General features: G+C 59.1%; 17 protein-coding genes. 14 read left to right on the forward strand and 3 right to left on the reverse strand.

The window, feature by feature from the left end; translation table 11 throughout:
* Positions 1-6: 6 nt before the first annotated feature.
* The 9 genes from ACX82Z_RS00175 (at position 7) to ACX82Z_RS00215 (ending at position 10,421) form a co-directional block, all read left to right on the forward strand.
* On the forward strand, positions 7-1,806 hold the full coding sequence (locus ACX82Z_RS00175) for an acyl-CoA dehydrogenase (RefSeq protein ID WP_459586138.1): 1,800 nt from the start codon (positions 7-9) through the stop codon (positions 1,804-1,806).
* A 53-nt stretch (positions 1,807-1,859) separates the two neighbouring features.
* Positions 1,860-2,639, forward strand: a complete 780-nt coding sequence (locus ACX82Z_RS00180) for an SDR family NAD(P)-dependent oxidoreductase (RefSeq protein ID WP_459586139.1) — start codon at positions 1,860-1,862, stop codon at positions 2,637-2,639.
* A gap of 165 nt (positions 2,640-2,804) precedes the next feature.
* Positions 2,805-3,686, forward strand: coding sequence for an SDR family NAD(P)-dependent oxidoreductase (locus tag ACX82Z_RS00185; RefSeq protein ID WP_459586140.1), 882 nt, complete (start codon positions 2,805-2,807; stop codon positions 3,684-3,686).
* A 79-nt stretch (positions 3,687-3,765) separates the two neighbouring features.
* Positions 3,766-4,818, forward strand: coding sequence for an ABC transporter ATP-binding protein (locus tag ACX82Z_RS00190; RefSeq protein WP_459586141.1), 1,053 nt, complete (start codon positions 3,766-3,768; stop codon positions 4,816-4,818).
* On the forward strand, positions 4,818-5,720 hold the full coding sequence (locus tag ACX82Z_RS00195) for an ABC transporter permease (protein WP_459586142.1): 903 nt from the start codon (positions 4,818-4,820) through the stop codon (positions 5,718-5,720). The genes ACX82Z_RS00190 and ACX82Z_RS00195 overlap by 1 nt, the downstream gene beginning before the upstream one ends.
* The gene (locus ACX82Z_RS00200) at positions 5,713-6,531 is read left to right on the forward strand and encodes an ABC transporter permease (protein ID WP_459586143.1); all 819 of its coding nucleotides are present in this window, start codon (positions 5,713-5,715) and stop codon (positions 6,529-6,531) included. Before ACX82Z_RS00195 ends, ACX82Z_RS00200 begins: the two co-directional genes overlap by 8 nt.
* A gap of 1 nt (position 6,532) precedes the next feature.
* Positions 6,533-7,555, forward strand: a complete 1,023-nt coding sequence (locus ACX82Z_RS00205) for an extracellular solute-binding protein (RefSeq protein WP_459586144.1) — start codon at positions 6,533-6,535, stop codon at positions 7,553-7,555.
* Between the two features lie 55 nt (positions 7,556-7,610).
* Positions 7,611-8,993: an NAD(P)/FAD-dependent oxidoreductase gene (locus ACX82Z_RS00210; RefSeq protein WP_459586145.1), complete on the forward strand. Its 1,383-nt coding sequence runs from the start codon at positions 7,611-7,613 to the stop codon at positions 8,991-8,993.
* 51 nt (positions 8,994-9,044) lie between these two features.
* Positions 9,045-10,421 (forward strand): aspartate aminotransferase family protein, encoded by a 1,377-nt coding sequence (locus ACX82Z_RS00215; protein WP_459586146.1) that lies wholly within the window; start codon positions 9,045-9,047, stop codon positions 10,419-10,421.
* 76 nt (positions 10,422-10,497) lie between these two features.
* Here ACX82Z_RS00215 and ACX82Z_RS00220 read toward each other — a convergent pair whose 3' ends face one another.
* Positions 10,498-11,331: an IclR family transcriptional regulator gene (locus tag ACX82Z_RS00220; RefSeq protein WP_459586147.1), complete on the reverse strand. Its 834-nt coding sequence runs from the start codon at positions 11,329-11,331 to the stop codon at positions 10,498-10,500.
* A gap of 630 nt (positions 11,332-11,961) precedes the next feature.
* On the opposite strand from ACX82Z_RS00220, the gene ACX82Z_RS00225 reads away from it, so the two are divergent.
* From ACX82Z_RS00225 to ACX82Z_RS00245, 5 genes are read left to right on the forward strand one after another with little or no spacing between them, the layout of a single operon-like run.
* The gene (locus ACX82Z_RS00225; RefSeq protein ID WP_459586148.1) at positions 11,962-13,074 is read left to right on the forward strand and encodes a C4-dicarboxylate TRAP transporter substrate-binding protein; all 1,113 of its coding nucleotides are present in this window, start codon (positions 11,962-11,964) and stop codon (positions 13,072-13,074) included.
* Position 13,075: 1 nt separating this feature from the next.
* Positions 13,076-13,606 (forward strand): TRAP transporter small permease, encoded by a 531-nt coding sequence (locus ACX82Z_RS00230; protein ID WP_459586149.1) that lies wholly within the window; start codon positions 13,076-13,078, stop codon positions 13,604-13,606.
* A gap of 41 nt (positions 13,607-13,647) precedes the next feature.
* Positions 13,648-14,964, forward strand: a complete 1,317-nt coding sequence (locus ACX82Z_RS00235) for a TRAP transporter large permease (RefSeq protein WP_459586150.1) — start codon at positions 13,648-13,650, stop codon at positions 14,962-14,964.
* A 51-nt stretch (positions 14,965-15,015) separates the two neighbouring features.
* The gene (locus tag ACX82Z_RS00240) at positions 15,016-16,569 is read left to right on the forward strand and encodes a class I adenylate-forming enzyme family protein (protein WP_459586151.1); all 1,554 of its coding nucleotides are present in this window, start codon (positions 15,016-15,018) and stop codon (positions 16,567-16,569) included.
* A gap of 5 nt (positions 16,570-16,574) precedes the next feature.
* A complete protein-coding gene (locus ACX82Z_RS00245) occupies positions 16,575-17,561 on the forward strand; it encodes an NAD(P)H-dependent flavin oxidoreductase (protein ID WP_459591199.1) in 987 nt (328 codons plus the stop codon).
* Here the strand turns inward: ACX82Z_RS00245 and ACX82Z_RS00250 are convergent.
* Together ACX82Z_RS00250 and ACX82Z_RS00255 are read right to left on the reverse strand one after the other, a co-directional pair.
* Complete coding sequence (locus ACX82Z_RS00250; RefSeq protein ID WP_459586152.1) at positions 17,516-18,121, reverse strand: TetR/AcrR family transcriptional regulator; 606 nt, start codon at positions 18,119-18,121, stop codon at positions 17,516-17,518. The genes ACX82Z_RS00245 and ACX82Z_RS00250 overlap by 46 nt on opposite strands.
* Before the next feature lie 64 nt (positions 18,122-18,185).
* Positions 18,186-18,935 carry an SDR family NAD(P)-dependent oxidoreductase gene (locus tag ACX82Z_RS00255; protein WP_459586153.1) on the reverse strand — a complete coding sequence of 250 codons (750 nt, stop codon included), beginning with the start codon at positions 18,933-18,935 and terminating at the stop codon, positions 18,186-18,188.
* Positions 18,936-18,956: the final 21 nt, after the last annotated feature.

Raw genomic sequence — 18,956 nt, forward strand, 5'->3', positions numbered from 1 at the left:
GTGCCCATGAACTGGACTGTCGCAAACAGGCGCGACGTGGATTTCCTGCTCTATGAAGTCCTCGATACGCCAAAGCTGTTCGAGCATGCGCGATTTGCACATCACGATCGACAGACCGTCGACGGCGCGATCGACCTCGCCTTCGACATCGCCACCAACATATTGTGGAAGAATGCGAGGGCTGCCGACCTTGAGGAACCCCGTCTGGTCGACGGGCGCGTCGTGATTTCGCCTGCGACCAAAGAGGGCGTGAACGCGATCGTCGATGCCGGGTTCATCGCGGCTTCGGGCACACTTGAAGACGGCGGACTGCAATTGCCGATGGTCGTCACCCAAGCATGCCTTGGAGTTCTGAAGGGGGCCGACTGCGCAACCGCTGGATATGTCATGCTCACGCGCGCAGCGGCGAACCTTCTCAGAGCACACGGCGACGACATTCAGCGGCGCACATTCATGGCGCCCATGATGGAGGGCCGCTTTTTCGGCACGATGTGCCTTTCAGAACCGGATGTCGGGTCCTCGCTTGGCGACATCAGGACAATGGCGACGCCCTTCGATGACGGCACTTACCGCATCCGCGGCAACAAGATGTGGATATCGGGTGCCGACCAGGACATTTCGCAAAACGTCATTCATCTCGTTCTGGCGAAGCTTCCCGATGCGCCTGCCGGGGCCGGCGGCCTCTCCTTGTTCATCGTACCGCGAAACCATGTGAACGATGATGGAACGGTAGGCGCGGCAAACGACGTGCGGGTTGCCGGGCTGAACCATAAGTTGGGGTATCGCGCGACATCGAACTGTGCGTTGAATTTCGGCGAGAACGGCACCTGTGTCGGCTATCTGGTCGGGCAGCCTCACAAGGGTCTGCTTTACATGTTCCACATGATGAACGAGGCGCGCGTCGGCGTCGGCACAGGCGCTGCCATGGCGGGCTATGCCGGATATGGCGAGGCGGTTCGTTATGCGCGCGAACGCATTCAGGGCCGGCCCCTGGGGGCACCGGCGGGCAGCAAGCCGGTGGAAATCGTCAATCATCCCGACGTCAAACGTATGTTGCTAAGGCAAAAGGCGTTCGTCGAAGGTGCGCTCGCATTGTGCCTTTTCGGCGCATTCCTGATCGATGAGAGCCAGGGAGAAGGCGACGATGAGGAACGTCAGATCAAGGCGCAAATTCTCGATGTCCTGACGCCGATCATCAAATCGTGGCCGTCCGAATTCTGCCTCGAAGCGAACAAGGACGCCATTCAGGTCCATGGCGGCGCGGGGTACACCCGCGATTTCATTGTCGAGAAACTTTATCGGGACAACCGCCTGAACGCGATCCATGAGGGCACCACGGGCATTCAGGCGCAGGACTTTCTCGGTCGCAAGGTGCGGATGGAAGGGGGTGTTCCATATCGGCGCGTGCTCGATGCAATCCGTTCGGAACTCGCGCTTCATGAGACGCTCGACGTGTCGAAGCGACAGGCCGCTCAACTCGAAAGGGCGTTGGCGTCGGTCGAGGATGTCATCAGCCTCATGGTCGACAAGCAAGCGGCCGGCGACGTCCGTGGCGCGCTGTCTAATGCGACCAATGTCCTTCTGGCGTTCGGTCACATCGTGATCGGCTGGCTCTGGCTGTGGCAGACACGCGTCGCGCAGGCATCGCTATCGTCGGCTGAGCATGACGACCGGCTGTTTTACGAGGGCAAGCTCGCCGCCATGACCTTTTACTTCGCGTTCGAGGTTCCGTTGGTCGAAGGCTTGCTTCAGCCCGTACGCGACGGTGAGACAGTCTGCGACACCGTCTCGCCCGATTGCCTTTAAGCTTCGCGCAAATCCGCGCGGAGTTTCAATCCCTTGGGAGGAGACAGGGAAAGATGAGTTCGTTGTTCGATCTTGATGGCAAGACTGCCATCGTCACCGGCGCCACCAAGGGAATTGGCCGTGCCATTGCAACACGGCTCGCCGAAGCGGGTGCCGAGGTGGTCGTGTCCAGTCGTGATGTCGAGCGATGCGAGACCGTCGCACAGGAGATTCGCAATCTCGGCGGCAAGGCCGTCGGGATCGCTTTGAACATATCGAGGATCGATGATTTCGATCCTTATCTCGAACGCGTAAGAGCGCAGACGAGCAACGAGATCAGCATCTATGTGGGCAACGCAGCGCTCAACCCCCATTACGGCCCAATGCTTACCGTTTCGGAAGCCGAGTTCGACAAGATTTTTCTCGGCAACGTCAAGGGAAACATCTGGATGGCCAAGAAACTCGTCGATGGCATGAAACGAGCGGGCGGCGGGGCATTCGTCTTCGTCTCAAGCATTTCAGCACATCGCGGGACTGACGATATCGGCGTTTACGGCGCGTCGAAAGCCGCACTCGAATCCGTAGCGCGCAGCTTGGCTGTCGGACTGGGGGCGGATGGCATCCGCGCCAATTGCGTCGCCCCTGGGCTGGTTCGTACGGATTTCGCCAAGCCGCTCTGGACCGATCCCGAGCGCGAACGCGTAGCTGCCGAACGATATCCCCTGAAACGCATCGGCGAGCCCGACGACCTTGCCGGCGCTGTTGCGTTTTTGGTTTCGGATGCGGGCCGCTTCGTGACCGGACAGACAATCGTCGTCGACGGCGGCATATCGATTGCGGGTACCGGCCGCTGAACTGCCTATCCATACGGCAGAAATCTGGCTGTCCTTTGCGCTCGCGCCCTTGAGTAATGCGGGCTCCGACTTCCCATAGCCGCCTCAGGAATAATGCAAAATATTGTATTGCATTCCGCAGCGGCACTGATACCATTTCGTTTCAGGCATAGGAAATGTCCGCCAATGATGACGGAACTCACAGGCAGGTCGGTAATAGTAACCGGTGGCGGAACCGGCATAGGAAAAGCGATTTGCCTTGAGCTTGGGCGCCGCGGCTGCAGCGTTCTTGTCAACGATCTGAGTGGCGGCGCGGCCGTGGCCGACGAGATCAATGCTGCCGGTGGGCGGGCGGCGGCGTTTGACGGCAGCGTGACGTCTCCCGAAAACGCCCGTGCGATGATCGAGGCCGCCTGCGCGGCTTTCGGCCGTCTCGATGGCGTCGTCAACAATGCCGGTATCCTGAAAGACCGCATCTTTCATCAGATGAGCCTGAGCGAATGGCAATCCGTCGTGGATGTTCATCTTTTGGGATCGTTTCTTGTGAGCCGTGAGGCTGCTGCGGTGTTTCGAAAGCAGGAAAGCGGCGCTTTCGTCCACATGACATCGACAAGTGGCCTGATCGGTAATTTCGGCCAAGCCAATTATGCCGCCGCGAAAATGGCCATCGTCGGTCTTTCGCGGTCGATCGCCCTCGACATGGCGCGGTTCAATGTTCGGTCCAACTGCATCGCCCCATTCGCCTGGAGCGCGATGACGAGTTCCATCCCGACAGATTCCGAAGAAAGCCGCCTGCGCGTGGAAAAGCTGAAGCGCATGGAGCCGGAGAAGATCGCGCCGCTGGTCGCGTTTTTATTGAGCGATGCCGCAGCGGATGTGAGCGGTCAGATCCTCGGCTGCCGCGCCAACGAACTCATGATTTTCAGCCAGCCGCGTCCGTTGCGAAGTGTTCACAAGGATGGCGGGTGGTCCGTGGAAGCGATCGCAGAAATCGCCTGGCCGGCGCTCCGGCACGCCAGCGCGCCACTCGAGCGAAGCCCGGAAGTGATTTCCTGGGACCCAATCTAGGCCGGGGAGGCGGAGGGAAACGCACCGACACGAAAAAGGCATGATAGCCGAACGCAACAAATAATAACGGGGAACCCGCGTGACATCAGCAGTGGAAATTCAGGGGGTGCACAAGGTGTTCGGCGATGCCGTTCACGGTGTGCGCGCTCTAGACGACGTATCGATCTCGATCCGTTCCGGCGAGTTCTTCACGCTTCTTGGCCCTTCGGGCTGCGGAAAGACAACGCTCCTGCGCTTGATCGCAGGCTTTGAAAGCCCGACTGCCGGGCGGCTTCTTCTCAACGGACGCGACGTGACCAATTCGTCGCCGAACGTTCGGCCGATCAACACGGTCTTTCAGTCCTATGCTCTTTTTCCACATCTTACCGTCGCGGAAAATATCGCGTTCCCCCTGGAAATGAAGGGGCTTTCGAAAAGCTCCGTCAAAAGCCGCGCAGACGAGATGCTTACGCTCGTCAAACTCGACGGCTACGGATCGCGTAAGATTTCCGAATTGTCGGGCGGCCAGCAGCAGCGTGTGGCGCTGGCGCGCGCCCTTGCCGCTTCTCCCGAAGTCCTGCTTCTTGACGAGCCGCTGTCGGCGCTGGACCTCAAACTGCGCAAGGAAATGCAGTTGGAGCTCAAGCGGCTTCAGGCGGAAACCAAACTGACCTTCATCTTCGTCACCCACGACCAGGAGGAGGCCCTGACGATGTCCGACCGCATCGCCGTGATGTCGGATGGACGGGTTCAGCAGCTTGGCTCTCCGAAAACCATCTACAATCAACCCGCAAATCGCTTCGTCGCGGGATTTATCGGCGAAACCAATCTAGTCACCAGCGACAAGGTGCCGATGGCATTCACTTTGCCGTTGGTCACGAACGGTTCGATCAAGACAGGAAACGACCCGTCGACACTGGCTTTTCGCCCGGAAGACGTCGAGATCGTCGAGGCGGGCGGACAAGGCTGCATTCCCGTGACGGTTGGGCCTGCTCTGTACATGGGAACTGACTATCAGGTCGCGTTGGCCCTCGAAGCCGACACCAACATCATGGCTCGCATATCCGCGCGTTCTTTCGATCGTGTACCGCAGCAGGGCTCAATAGCCCATATCCGGGTGCGGCCCGAAAACATCCGTGTCCTGGGGGGCTGATGAGCGTGGCTGCCGCAAATCGTATCGATACCCTACGCCCATGGCTTTTGTCAGCACCGGCGCTGGTGCTTCTGATCGGCGGCTCACTGGTGCCGCTCCTCATCGTGACAGCGTTCTCATTTCTGGAGCCGGGTGCATATTCGGGCGTCGTATGGAACTTCACGACGCAGGCCTGGCTGTCCCTTTTCGTGACGCGGGACATCTTCGACGACACGCTGAGCTGGGCGACCTCGCACATCGTCATATTCTGGCGGTCGATCTGGCTGTCGCTGATGACGACGGTCGTCACCTTTATCGTCGGCTTCCCGACCGCCTGGTACATCGCCAACCGGTCGCCCGCGATACGGCCTGTGTTGCTGTTTTTGATCACAATACCATTTTGGACGAACCTGCTCGTCCGTACGGTCGCAATCAATGAGCTGATCCGAAACAACGGCGTCCTCAACTCCTTTCTCATGCATTTCAACATTATCAGCGCACCGCTTCCGATCGCCTACACCGACACGGCCGTGCTGATTGGCATGTCCTATGTGTATCTGCCGTTGATGGTGATGCCGCTTTTCGCGTCGATCGACCGCTTCGACAAGAAGCTGCTCGAAGCCGCCTACGATCTCTACGCAACCCGCCTGCAGGTGATACGGCGTGTGATCATGCCGATCCTGCGGCCCGGAATCATCGCCGGCGCGACCCTGGTCTTCATCCCGTCGCTGGGTGCGTACGTCATCCCGCGTGTGCTGGGGGGCGGCAAGAAAATGATGATCGGCAACTTCATCGAATTGCAGTTCGGCGCAGCGCGCAACTGGCCCCTCGGTGCTGCGACGGCCCTCTTCCTGCTTGTTCTCGTCGTCGCGATTGTGGTCATCGGCAGCGCTGTTGCCAAAAGGGTGCAGACCAATGGTTAGAAAAACGCATTTCAATGTGCTCGACCTGCCCGCCTTCGGGGTGATCACCTTCCTGGTGTTCGTCATTCTTTACATGCCGGTCTGCGTCCTGGTCGTCTACAGTTTCAGTTCGTCGGCTATCGCCAGCGTCTATCAGGGGTTCACGTTCGACTGGTACCGCTCGGCGCTGCGCAATCAGGCTGTCATCGACGCCACGATCCTGTCCTTGCAACTGGCAAGTCTGGCCGCGATCATTTCCACCACGGTGGCGACGCTTGCTGCCCTTGGAACAACCCGCGCGAAATTTGCCGGCCAAACGGCGATCTACTTTCTGATCACCCAGCCGCTCATCATCCCAAGCATCGTCATGGCGGTAGCATTCCTGATCATCACGGCTTCGATCAAGAGTGCGACGGGGTATAACGGGATCGGCTACCTGGTCTTCGCTCACTCGGTTTTCTGCATACCGCTGGCCTATCTGCCGATACGCGCACGGCTTGAGGCCATCGACCCGGTGCTTCAGGTCGCAGCATCCGATCTTTACGCCAATCGCTGGCAGACTTTCAGAAGGGTCACCGCGCCTCTTCTTTTCCCGGGCATAGGCGCCGGCTTCACGCTCGCCTTCATCGCGTCGCTCGACGACGTGGTCATTACCGAGTTCGTGAAGGGCGCAGGCCAGGAAACGCTGCCGACTTACATGCTCAGCCAACTTCGGGTCACCATGACGCCTGAAGTTCACGCGATTTCGACACTGATACTCGCGTTTACAGTCGTCGCTCTCGGTATCGTCGCTTTTCTCAATGGAGTGAACAAAAATGGAAAGGGGAACTAAAATGAAACACGGTATTTCATTTGCAGCACTTCTTGCGTTCACATGCGCCGCACATGCGGATGGAAATCTCAATCTTTATAACTGGGGTGGCTACACCAGCCCCGAACTGATCAGGAAGTTCGAGCAGGAGTACGACGTAAAGGTCACCATCGCCGAATTCAATTCCAACGAAACGGCTCTTGCGAAGGTAGCGGCCGGCGGGAGCGAGTATGACATCGTCTTTCCTTCCGGAAATTATGTGCCGATCTATGTCGAGCAAGGGCTGTTGCAGGAACTGGACAAGTCGCGATTGCCGAACATGGCCAATATCGACGAGCGCTGGATGGCCCCCGAATGGGATAACGGCAGAAACTACAGCGTGCCGTGGCTCTGGGGTTCCATCGGCGTGGCCGTCAACACATCGGTCTATGACGGTGACATCAACACGTCTTCGATCATTTTCGACGTGCCGGCCGAACTGAAGGGCAAGATCAACGTCCTGCCGGAAATGTCGGCCGTTATCGAACTGGCGACGATGTATGTCGGCGGCGAGGTATGCAGCGAAGACCGGGAAGTCCTGCGAAAGGTCCGGGACGTTCTTCTTGCCGCAAAGCCGGACTGGATCAGCATCGATTACGGGATCGGCGAACGGCTGGCCAATGAGGACTGGGCCGCTTCCATGGCGTGGAACGGCGCAACCATGAAAGCCCGTCAAGCCAATCCAAAGGTGAAACTGGGCTTTCCGCGCGAAGGCTACACGATGTTCATGGACAATGCCGCTTTGCTGACGGGCGCGCGCAATGTCGACAACGCGTACCTGTTCCTCAACTTCATCATGGAACCCGAGAACGCCGCGCTGATCTCCGGATTTGCGGGCTACGGCAACGGCATTCGCGGCTCCGACGAATTTCTCCCGGAAACGATGCGCGGCGCGCCGGAACTCGAGCCTTCGGCGGAACTGGCGGCACCCGGCTTGTTTTCGCCCGTTTGCAGCAAGGCTGCCAACGACCTGAAGACTGCCATCTGGGCAGAAGTCCTCAAGTAACAGTGCAGGAAAGGTATACAGGAAGGCCGGTGCGTCCCTGTATACGGAGACCCTCATGACGAATGGGCGAATATCCTATTGGCACGAGGCGCTGGGCGGAATACCGACCCGGCGCCCGTCCTTGCAGCACGATATATCGGCGGATGTGTGCATCGTGGGAGCCGGGTTCACCGGCCTTTGGACCGCGTACTATCTGAAACAACTGGCGCCGGACATCGACATCGCCGTCGTGGAGAAAAACTTTGCAGGGTTCGGTGCGTCGGGCCGCAACGGCGGTTGGTTGAGCGGAGGGTTCGGCTGGAACCGCGAGACCTATCTGAAGTCATCGACACGCGCTGCGGTCATATCGATGCAGGATCAGCTTCGGCACAGTGTCAGCGAGGTTGCAGATGTCGCCGAGCGCGAAGGCATTGACGCCGACATTTTGAAAACCGATCAGGTCACGTTCGCCGTAACCGCAAGCCAGGCGAAACGGATGCGGGAACACTACGAATATCTACGTTCGTGGGAGGTCGGGCCTGACCGGTTGCAACTGCTCGAACAAGCGGAGGCAGCTTCGCGGATAAAGGTTCGAAACGCCAGTCTGGCGCTTGCGACACTTGGCGTTGCGCGAGTACAGCCGGCAAAGCTCGTACGCGGTCTGGCCGACCTCCTGGAGCGCCGCGGCGTGCGCATATTCGAGGGGACATGCGCGACGAAAGTCACCCGCGGTAGCGTCCATACCGATAAAGGTTCGATCAAGGCGTCGCTCATCGTGCGGGCGACGGAGGGGTATACGCCCTCGCTCGCCGGGCTCAAGCGCTCCTTGCTCACTATGGGTTCCAATGTCGCGGTCACGACTCCTATTCCCGCCGAACGGTGGGATCAGATCGGATGGGCAGCCAGCGAATTGATGGCGGACTACGCCAACTCGTTCAGCTACCTGCAAAGAACACGCGACGATCGCATTCTTATCGGTGGCCGGGGCATTTATTATAATTTCGGGAACCAGCCGGATGTCGACGGTCATGCAAGTCCACGCGCAGTAGAGCGCTTACGGCAAGCGCTCGATTCTTTTCTACCGCAGATCGCGGATATTCCCTTCGAACATTCCTGGTGCGGTGCATTGGCCGTGCCTCGCGATTGGTGTGCGTCGGTCGGGTTCGACCGCACCAGCGGCATCGCCTGGGGTGGTGGGTATGTCGGTTCGGGCGTGACCACTTCCAACCTCGCCGGCCGGACGATTGCAGATCTTCTTCTTGGGCACAAAACGGAAAGAACCGGATTGCCCTGGGTCGATCACCGATCCCCGAACTGGGAGCCCGAGCCGATGCGTTGGCTGGGAGTCAAGACGATGTTTGCTCTTTACGGCGCGGCAGACAAGCGCGATGCCGCGCGCCCGGAAATGACCCGTCCGTCATCGATAGCGAAATGGGCCAACTATCTATCGGGGCGCTGATTTCCAGCGTGCGAAGCCAGATAATTCCTCAACAGCAAAAGATATTGAAAAATGGATGAGAACCCTAATTCGCCCGAAGCACGGGACATTCGCAACCATCTTCACTCGTTTACGAATGCGCGCCGACATTTGGAAGTCGGCCCGCTCGTCATCGAGCGCGGTAGCGGCATATATGTCGAGGACAACTCAGGCAAACGTTACATCGAGGCAATGGCGGGCCTTTGGAGCGTCGCAGTCGGGTTTTCCGAACCCAGACTGGTCGAAGCCGCTGCCCGTCAGATGCAGAAGCTTCCCTATTACCATACGTTCTATCATCGGTCCCATTCGCCGGTGATCGAACTTGCGGAAAAGCTTGTGAAAATGGCACCGGCTCCGATGAGCAAGGCGTTTTTCGCAAGCTCTGGCTCCGAAGCAAACGACACCGTTATCAAAATGATCTGGTATCGGTCGAATGCGATGGGGCAGCCACAACGCAAGAAGATCATCAGCCGCCAGCGGGCATATCACGGCGTCACACTTGGCGCTGCGAGCCTGACGGGCCTGCCTGTCGTCCATAAATCGTTCGACCTTCCCTTGCCGAACATCTTGCACGTGTCATGCCCCTACGCATACAGGAACGCGCTTCCCGGCGAGAGCGAGGAGACCTTTGCGACACGGCTGGCCACGGAGCTTGAAGACACCATATTGCGCGAAGGCCCGGACACCGTTGCGGCCTTCATAGGCGAACCCATCATTGGAGCGGGCGGTGTTATCACACCACCCGCGACTTACTGGGAGAAGATCCAGGCGGTCCTTGCCCGCTACGACATCCTGCTCGTGGCCGACGAGATCATCTGCGGCTTCGGTCGTACCGGAGCGATGTTCGGCAGCGACACATATGGCATCAGGCCTGATATCCTGGTCGCTTCGAAGCAATTGTCGTCGTCCTACATGCCGATTTCGGCAGTCCTGGTGAACGACAAGGTCTTTGAACCGATTGCTGCCGAATCCGATCAGATCGGCGCTTTCGCGCATGGGCTGACTGCGAGCGGCCATCCCGTTGCTGCCGCAGTGGCTCTTGAAAATCTGGCGATCATCGAAGAACGCGGACTGGTCGAAAACGCCCGGCACGTCGGTAAACACCTGCAGGAGCGACTGCTGGGGCTCGAGAGCCATCCGCTCGTTGGTCAGGCCCGCGGATCAGGTCTCATCGGCGCTGTCGAACTGGTCGTGGACAAGGCAACGAAGGAGCCTTGGGGCGAGGCTGGAAAGCTCGGTGCGGCCGTCGTGGCCAGACTTCTCGAAAAAGGCGTCATCGCACGCAGTATGGGCGACATAATCGGCTTCAGTCCTCCACTCATCATCACCCGCGACGAAGTGGATGTCGTCATCGACGCGCTGGCCGATGCACTTTCGGAAACCGAAAAGGACGTCCGAAAGTCCGTTTGACGTATCTAGGCGATTTCACGGGTGCAGATAGGTCGAAGCGAGGCGCTCGGTTCGCTTCGACCGAACCAGTTGGCCTTTACCTGCCGTCATAACCCATCAGCGCTTCGCGCAACCGTTTCAGATACGGACCAACGGTATGGATGACATCCTTCGTGACCTGCGAAGCGTGTCCTCCGCAATTGATCGTATAGATTTCACGTAGCCCCGGCAGACGAAATGCAGTCGCCGCCGCATTGACGTTGGGGTTCCACTCACCGAATGCGGCGCAATAACCATCGGTCCGAAGACGTTCGCGATACATCCGTCCCTTGCTCCTGAAGTCCACATCTGCCTCCGGGTGCGCCCTTTGGAAATCGATGGCAAAGGCCTCCAGTTCCTCGTCGTCGAGTTCGCCAAGATAGGCGCTGCCATGCGACGTGGAAGATATTGGCACCGTAGCGCCCAGATCGAGCAGCAACCCGAACGAATTTGCGGATCTGACGTATGAGAGATAGACCATGTCCAGGTTTCGTCGGGCCGCGATAGCCGCCGATCCACCCGAGATATGCGCGATCGTTTCGAGATCGGGCTGGATTCTGGCAATGAAGGCACGGCTCTTCAAATAAGGCGATGCGAGCGACACAACTCTCGGTGCCAGCGAATAGGTTCCGGCAGCCTCATTGTAACGAAGATATCCAGTCTTCATCAATGTGAACGTAAGGCGTGTAAGGGTCGGTTTGGAAAAGCCCGTGCGCTTGGCAAGTTCCGAATTACTGAGCTCGTCATCGTCACTTCCGAACGATGCGAGAACTTCCATGCCCCTGGCCAGCGCCACGACGAACTGGCCGTCTTCCTGACGGCTTCTCGCCTCGTAGGCAAGCCTTTCCGAGCCGGCGTTGTCGGCACTCTTTTTCAATTCACGTTTGCGCAAGCCGACTGCCCTCGATTTAGCTTCGTAATCATCCGTACGCGAGATATCCGTAGCAAAACAATACCGATCACGGCACTTCGGAAAAGCGTCCGTCCATAACAAGCGCATTCGCGACGACACGTAATTTTCCGGAGCGATTTTGCAACCTCGAAATTCCGATGCAAAGCAAGGAATTGTGCCGGAGGTGTTGAAAATCCGCCCGTTCGGCAATGGCTGCGCGAGCATCCGATCGTTGAAGCTCTCGACGTGCCATTTCGCATCGACTTGCCGCGGCAAGCGATCGGATCGATAGGTTCACGGGTGACACGGCGAGCGGCGGTAACGATTTCCGGGATTGCAGGTGTTCGCGCGCCACGTCATCGACGACGTTCAGCCTCGGAAACGCCGCCCGACTTATAAATAGACGCTTAGGACATCGCCCGATCCCCAGCTGCTCTCGGCAGGTAGCCGGGCGTTCACATCCTTCCGACAGGCGATGAAAGAGTGAAATATGACTATTGCGTCGATAGATGCCGATTAAATATTTTTTCGAGCATCATTTTTTGACAAAAAACATATAAAAAACAACTGCAAAGAAAATTTGACTCCGAAGTAGAAAAATATATATAAGTGGCGAGGGAGGAAATCAAAATGAGCAATAATTCGTATTTCGTGATGTCCGGATTCGCCCTGACGGCCCTCTGTGCAGCAGGTGCCGCGAATGCCCAGACGCAGATGACCTACGGGACCTATATGCCGACAACGCACGTCGTCGTGCGCGAGGGTGTCGAGCCACTGGTAAAATCGCTTGCCGAGAAATCCGGTGGCGAGATTGAGTTCGAAGTCCTCGCGGGAGGCGTCGCTGGCAGCTACAGGGAGGCTCTAAGCACCATAGGTTCCCAGCTCGTTGATGCCGGCTATGTTGTTGATGCGGGCTTTCCCAAGCAGCTTCCGGCACACAACCTTGTCACAAACCTGTCGCTTCTCGTCAGTGACGAGTTTGCGCTCACTGGCGCCGTGAACGAGTTCAGACTTCTCGACTGTCCGCAATGTTCCGATGAAGCAGAACGCAACGGCACGACGCCGCTCGCCTACCATTCCACGACGCGCTACGTGCTTATGTGCGCAGGCGACATCAAGGGTCTCTCGGACCTTCGCGGCAGGAAAATCCGCGGGGCCACATCATGGGCAACCCTTTCGCAGGCCTTCGGTGGCGTTCAGGTCAATGCGTCTTCATCGGAACTTTTCGAGGCACTGCAGCGCGGCCAGATCGACTGCGCGATCGGATCGGACGTTTTCCTCGATGCCTACTCGCTGAAGGAAGTGGTCGGCTCGGTCGTCGATATGTCGCTGGGATCCTATTTCGGCGGCTGGTTCTTTGCTGCGAACGATGCCGTCTGGCAGGACGCCGACGATGAAGTGAAAGCCGCCATACTGGCAGAACTGCCGGGGACGCTGGCGAAGCTCACGCTGGCCTATCGCGCTGAAATGGCGAAGTCGATCGAGGATGCGAAGGCTGCCGGCGTCTCGTTCAACGAGCCGGATCAGGCTTTTCGCGATACCTTCGCGACCGCCCAGGAGAGTGCTGTCGAGGAGGCGATCAAGCGGGCTGAGGCAGATGGTGTTGCTGACGCTCGCGCCCTGGTCGAGAGGTTCCTCGAAATCAAGACCAAGTGGGAAGGGCTGACGGCTGATCTGAACGACGACACGGACAAGTTCGCCGAATTGCTTCAAGAGCATGTCTATTCGAAGATAAGCCGATAAGATGACCGCCTTTTCGCGTTTCGTTGACGTCGTCTCTCGCACGGCATTTCTCCTCGGCGGAATAGCCCTCGTTCTGATGATGCTGCACATCTCGCTCGATGTGCTGCTGCGTCTCCTGATCCGCCGACCGCTTCCCGGTACGCTGGAGATTACCGAGTTTCACTACATGGTGGCATGTACGTTCCTGCCGCTCGCGATGATCGAACTTCGCCGAAGAAGCATATCGATCGAAGTCATTAGTGAGCGGTTCCCCGAACGCGTCCAGATCGGTCTGAGCGTGATGGCGGATACGCTTACCGCGCTGTTTTGGGGGGGGCTCGCCTATTTCGCTTGGCTGGAGGCAATAAGGCGAACCCGGATCGGCGACAGCGTCGATGCGGTCGAGTTCTTCGTGCAGACATGGCCGGCCAGATGGGTGTTCGCCATCTCGATGATCTTGGCAACCCTCGCCGTTCTTTCGAACCTCATCAACGGCTTGCAAGCCGTTCGGGATGGTCGGGCCTATGCCAACGTGGAGCAGGACGAGCATTGACGCTTGTCTTCGCTCACCAGGTTTTTTAGGGGATTTCACTGATGACGTCGCTTGAGGTCGGATTTGCCGCGATCGGCATCCTACTGCTGCTGATGGCTATGCGCGTGCCGGTCGCCATCGCGCTCGGTATCGTATCGATATGCGGTATCTATATCGTCCGCGGCTCGCGGCCAGCGTTCCACGCGATGGGAAGCGCCCCCTTCGATTTCGCCGCGAGCTGGCACCTCTCCGCTATTCCGATGTTCCTGTTCATGGGGGCTCTCGCGCACCGCGGCGGACTGACGCGATCCCTTTTCGCGGCGGCTCGGGCGTGGGTCGGCTGGGTGCCCGGGGGGCTTGCAGTATCAGCTAACCTGGCCGCCGCGATGTTCTCTGCCGCGTCGGGTTCATCGGTCGCTACAGCGGCCGCTATGAGCCGCCTGTCCGTCCCGGAAATGATCCGCTATCGCTACGATCCGGCCTTTGCGAGCGCGACGGTAGCGGCAGCCGGCACGCTTGGCGCGATGATCCCGCCTTCGATCGCCTTCGTCATCTACGGTTGGTACACCCAGACTGCGATCGGATCGCTGCTTATTGCCGGCGTTTTGCCTGGCTTGATGACCGCCGGGCTTTATTCGGTGCTCATCATCGGCCGTGCAATGAAGAATCCTGCCCTCGCGCCGAGGCCCAGCGATGAAGAACTCGCCGAGCAGGCCCGCCAGCGCTGGCGGCTTCTCGGCGAAGTGTGGCCGCTGCCTGCCCTCGTAATCCTGGTCATCGGCGGCATCTACACCGGCGTGACGACGCCGACCGAATCCGGTGCCTTCGGTGCCTTTTGCGCGGCGTTGATCAGCCTCTCTCGCGGGAACCTCACTTGGTCGGTGATCCGCGAAAGCGTCGTGGACACGCTGACGAGCGCTACCTCGGTCTTCGTCATCGCGATCATGGCGCAGTTGTTCACCCGCTTTCTTTCACTGTGCGGAATCCCGGATTTTCTGTCGGGCCTCGTGGAGGCCGGCGACGTCAGTCCCTATGCAATCATACTGTTCGTGATCATCACCTATCTGATCCTCGGCATGTTCCTGGACCCGATCGGCATATTGCTTCTGACCCTGCCGATCTTCCTGCCTATGTTTCAGGCCGCCGACCTCAATTTGATCTGGATGGGCGTCCTTGTCGTGAAGCTTCTCGAGGTCGGGATGATCACGCCACCGCTCGGGCTGAACGCCTACGTGGTGAAAGCGGCGGTCGGAAACATCGTCTCGCTCGGTGCGATGTTTCGTAGCCTCACATGGTTCATCGCCCTCGAGTTCGTGATCATCGCCCTGCTTGTCGTGTTCCCGCAAATCTCGCTTCTGCTTCCCGAACTGATGCGATGAGCACGCAATTTGCGCGCCCTCCGCTGTTCGGCCCACCAACTGGACGATTAAATGAGACTGATCGATTTCTTTCTGAAAGCCGCCGCGCGATGGCCGGACGCAGCGTGCCTGAGCGACGATAGCCGCAGGCTCACCTATCGGGACGTTGCTGAAAAAGTCGACCGTGTGGCCGCGTCCCTCGTTCGCTCGGGCATTGCTGCCGGGGACGGCGTCGCGACGCTTACCCCCAACAGTATCGACGGGCTCATCGCGTGTTTCGGGCTGTTGCGAATGGGCGGTGTCTGGAACTCGTGCAACTATCGCTCGTCGCCGAACGATCTCGTCCATCACATGACCAAGGGAAAGGCGCGGGCAGTCTTTTACCACTCCTCGCTCGCCGATGTCGTCGAACAGATCCGCCCGATGCTGCCCAATGCGCGACTTTGGGTGTGCATCGACGAGAACCGAGGCGACCATTTCCTCGGCGACTGGCTGGCACTTTCGGCATCGAGCCTTCCGCCGACTGAGGCCTACCGCCCGGACGACGTCTACCGCGTCGCCGCGACAGGGGGGACGACCGGCGCGCCGAAAGCCGTCGCCAACACCCATCTCTCCGCCGAGACCAACATTGCAAGCTACCTGACGCTGTTTCGCTACGACACACCGCCGCGCTATCTGCTCGCCGCGCCGATGACCCATGCGGCGGGGATATCGAGTTTTCCGGTATTCGCGTGCGGGGGAAGCGTACACGTGCTTGCGGCGGCTGATGCCGCGTCCATCATCGACGCGCTCGAGACGGAGAGAATCACCACGGTTCTGCTTCCGCCGACGGTGATCTACATGATGCTGGCCCAGCCGAGGGTTCGCGAGCGAAGCTTCCCTGATCTCAAATACATGATCTTCGGGGCGTCCCCGATGGCGCCCGAGCGCCTGCGGGAAGCCCACGAAGTGTTCGGTCCCGTCATCTGCCAGCTCTACGGCCAGACGGAATGCTCGATGGCTATCTGCTATACCTCACCGGAGGAATACGATGCGATCATCCGCGATCCGGCCAAGCATGAACTCCTGGAAGTCTGCGGCCGGCCCGGGCCTTTCGCGGATGTCGCGATCATGGACGACGAGGGTCGATTGCTCGGCGATGGCGAGCGCGGGGAGATTGTCGTTAGGTCGAACATCGTCATGAAGGGCTATGTCGACGATCCCGCCGCGACGGCGGAAATCTCGGCCCATGGCTGGCACCATACGGGTGACGTCGGCTTTAGAACGGAAGACGGTTTCCTTCACATTGTCGACCGCAAGCGCGAGCTCATCATCAGTGGCGGCTTCAATGTTTTCCCGTCTGAAGTCGAAAAGGTTATCCAACGCAACAAGGCTGTTCTCGAATGCGCCGTCATCGGCGTTCCGGATGAGAAATGGGGCGAGATGGTCGTGGCCGTCGTTCAGCTCATACCGGGCGGAACTGCTGCGGAGGCGGAACTAATCGCCGAGTGCAAAGCGGAACTCGGCAGCGTCAAAGCACCCAAACAGGTGATCTTCAAGGAAGACCTCCCGCGTTCTGCCCAGGGCAAGGTTCTCCGTCGGGTGGTGCGTGCGGAATATTGGGCTGGTCAGGAGCGCGCAATTTGAACGCAATGTTATCATCGGCACAACTCAAGGCACGACTAGGCCTTCGGCTGCCGATCATCGCTGCGCCGATGTTTCTGGTTTCAGGCCCCGAACTCGTTATCGCCTGCAGCAATGCCGGAATTCTGGGGACTTTTGCGGCGGCAAGCTGCCGCACGACGGAGGATCTTCGCGTCTGGATGGAGCAGATCGACGCCGGCCTTGATTCCGAGGCGGCTGCCTGGGCTGTCAATATAATCGCTCACCCGTCCAACCAGCGTCTGGCCGCGGATCTCGAACTCGTATGCGCCGCGCGCGTACCGGTGGTGATCACGAGCATCGGCAATCCCGAAAAGATCGTCGGTGCCGTTCACGCCTATGGGGGGCTGGTTCTGTCTGACATCAGCACCATTCGCCATGCCCGCAAATGCGTAGCGGCGGGAGTGGACGGTCTGGTCGTTCTGACGCGAGGCTCCGGTGGCCAGGAAGGGTCGGCGAACCCCTTCGCCTTCGTTCGCGAGATTCGCCAGTTCTGGGATGGCCCCATCGCACTCGCCGGAGGTATCAGCGACGGCGCATCGATCCGCGCTGCGCTCGCCCTGGGTGCGGACCTCGCCTATATGGGCACGCCTTTCATCGCTTCGACCGAGAGCATGGCTTCGGCCGACTATCGGCGGATGGTGGTCGAGGCAGGTCTGGACGATATCGTCACGACGAAGGCGCTGTCGGGCATGAACGCCAATCTGCTTCGGCCGAGTTTCGCCGCGCAGGGCATCGACCCTGAAACGCTGCCCCCCTTGCCCCGGATCGACATGGCCAAGCACATGGATCCCGAGGGACTTCGGCGTAAGCGGTGGAAGGACATATGGGCCGCCGGCCACGGCGTCGGTGGGGTGAAGAAAGTGCAGTCCGTGGCGCAGTTCGTTCGTTGGCTGGATGAAGATATACGAACGAACGTCCAGTTATGCGGTCAGGCTGGCCTCGCAGACAGCCCGTCGAACACGAACTCCAGATAGGCATTCGCGACGTCTTCGCCACTGAGTGCGCCTTGCGGGCTGAACCAGCGCGGAAGTCCCGAAAGCGCGCCCATGAAGAAGTTGACGGCTAGTGCCGAGTTGCACGGTCTTATCGTGCCGTCCTCGACGGATTGTTCGACAAATCCCCTCAACATACGGTCGAACCCGCGACGGCGTTCGAGAATGAACTCGCGTTGGTCGGGCGTGAGCGACGAGACCGGCTCGAGCAAAATCGAGTGCCCGCCGAACTCGCTGGTGAGCAGCGTTATATATTTATAGAGGAAAAGCCGAAGTCGGTTTGCCGGCTTATCACTTTCGACGAAGGCGTATTCCTTCGCCCTTTGCGCGATGTCCATCGTGAGGTTATGGCACTCGAACAGGATTTCCTGCTTGGTGCGGATATAATAGTAGAGCGCGGGCTTCGTGACGTTCAGGCTGCTGGCGACTTCGTCGAGCGAGGTGTTGTGAAAGCCCTTCCTGGCGAAGGCGCGTCCCGCCTCCATGATGAGAGCCCTGCGCCTGCTCGCATATTGCTCGCTTCGCTGCTGGGGGCTTGCCACCCACTTTTCTTTTCGGATACTGCGCTTTGACATGAGACCTTCATCGAAGGTTATCCCCGATAAGTCAACGCCCGCCAGCCACCTCTAGAACCTGCCCGGAAACATAGTCAGCCAGCGGCGATACGAAGAAGAGAACGGCCTTGGCAACGTCCGATGTTTCACCGACGCGGGGGATAGGTGTGCCGGCGATGCTCTGCTGTTCCAGCTTGATGAAATCGGGGCGCGCGCGCAGTCGCGGCGTGGCGATAAGACCCGGAGCGATGGCGTTGCATGTGATGCCGAAGCCTCCCGCTTCACTCGCCAAAGCCCGCGTCATGCCGATGAGGCCTGCCTTGGCGGCCGAGTAATTCGTCTGACCCTTCATCCCCCGGTAGGCGATCGACGAGATGTTGACGATCCGCCCCCATTTCGAACTCATCATAGCCGGAAGCGCCGCGCGGCTGCAGAGGAAGCTGCCTTTCAGGACGACGTCATGGACGGTCTCCCAGTTCTCCAATGGCATCTTCGCCATATAGCCGTCCCGGGAGAAACCGGCATTGTTGACAAGGATGTCAGCGTCGCCGATCGCCTCGCGGCAGGACGCAAATGCTCCGCCGACCGACTCTTCGGAGCGCACGTCGGCATGTACCGCGACCACTTCCGTAGAAGGAATTTCCTTTGCCAACCATTCGGCCGCCGAACGTGCGACCTCGACATCGAGATCGATCAGCGCGATCGCGCAGCCTTCACGCGCCAGATAAAGCGCTGTCTCGCGGCCGAGACCGCCGCCGCCGCCAGTGATATAGGCGGTGCGTCCCTTCAGAGCGAAATCCAAAACCATCTCCAATATGATTGA

It is taken from the genome of Aliihoeflea sp. PC F10.4 (assembly GCF_054612275.1).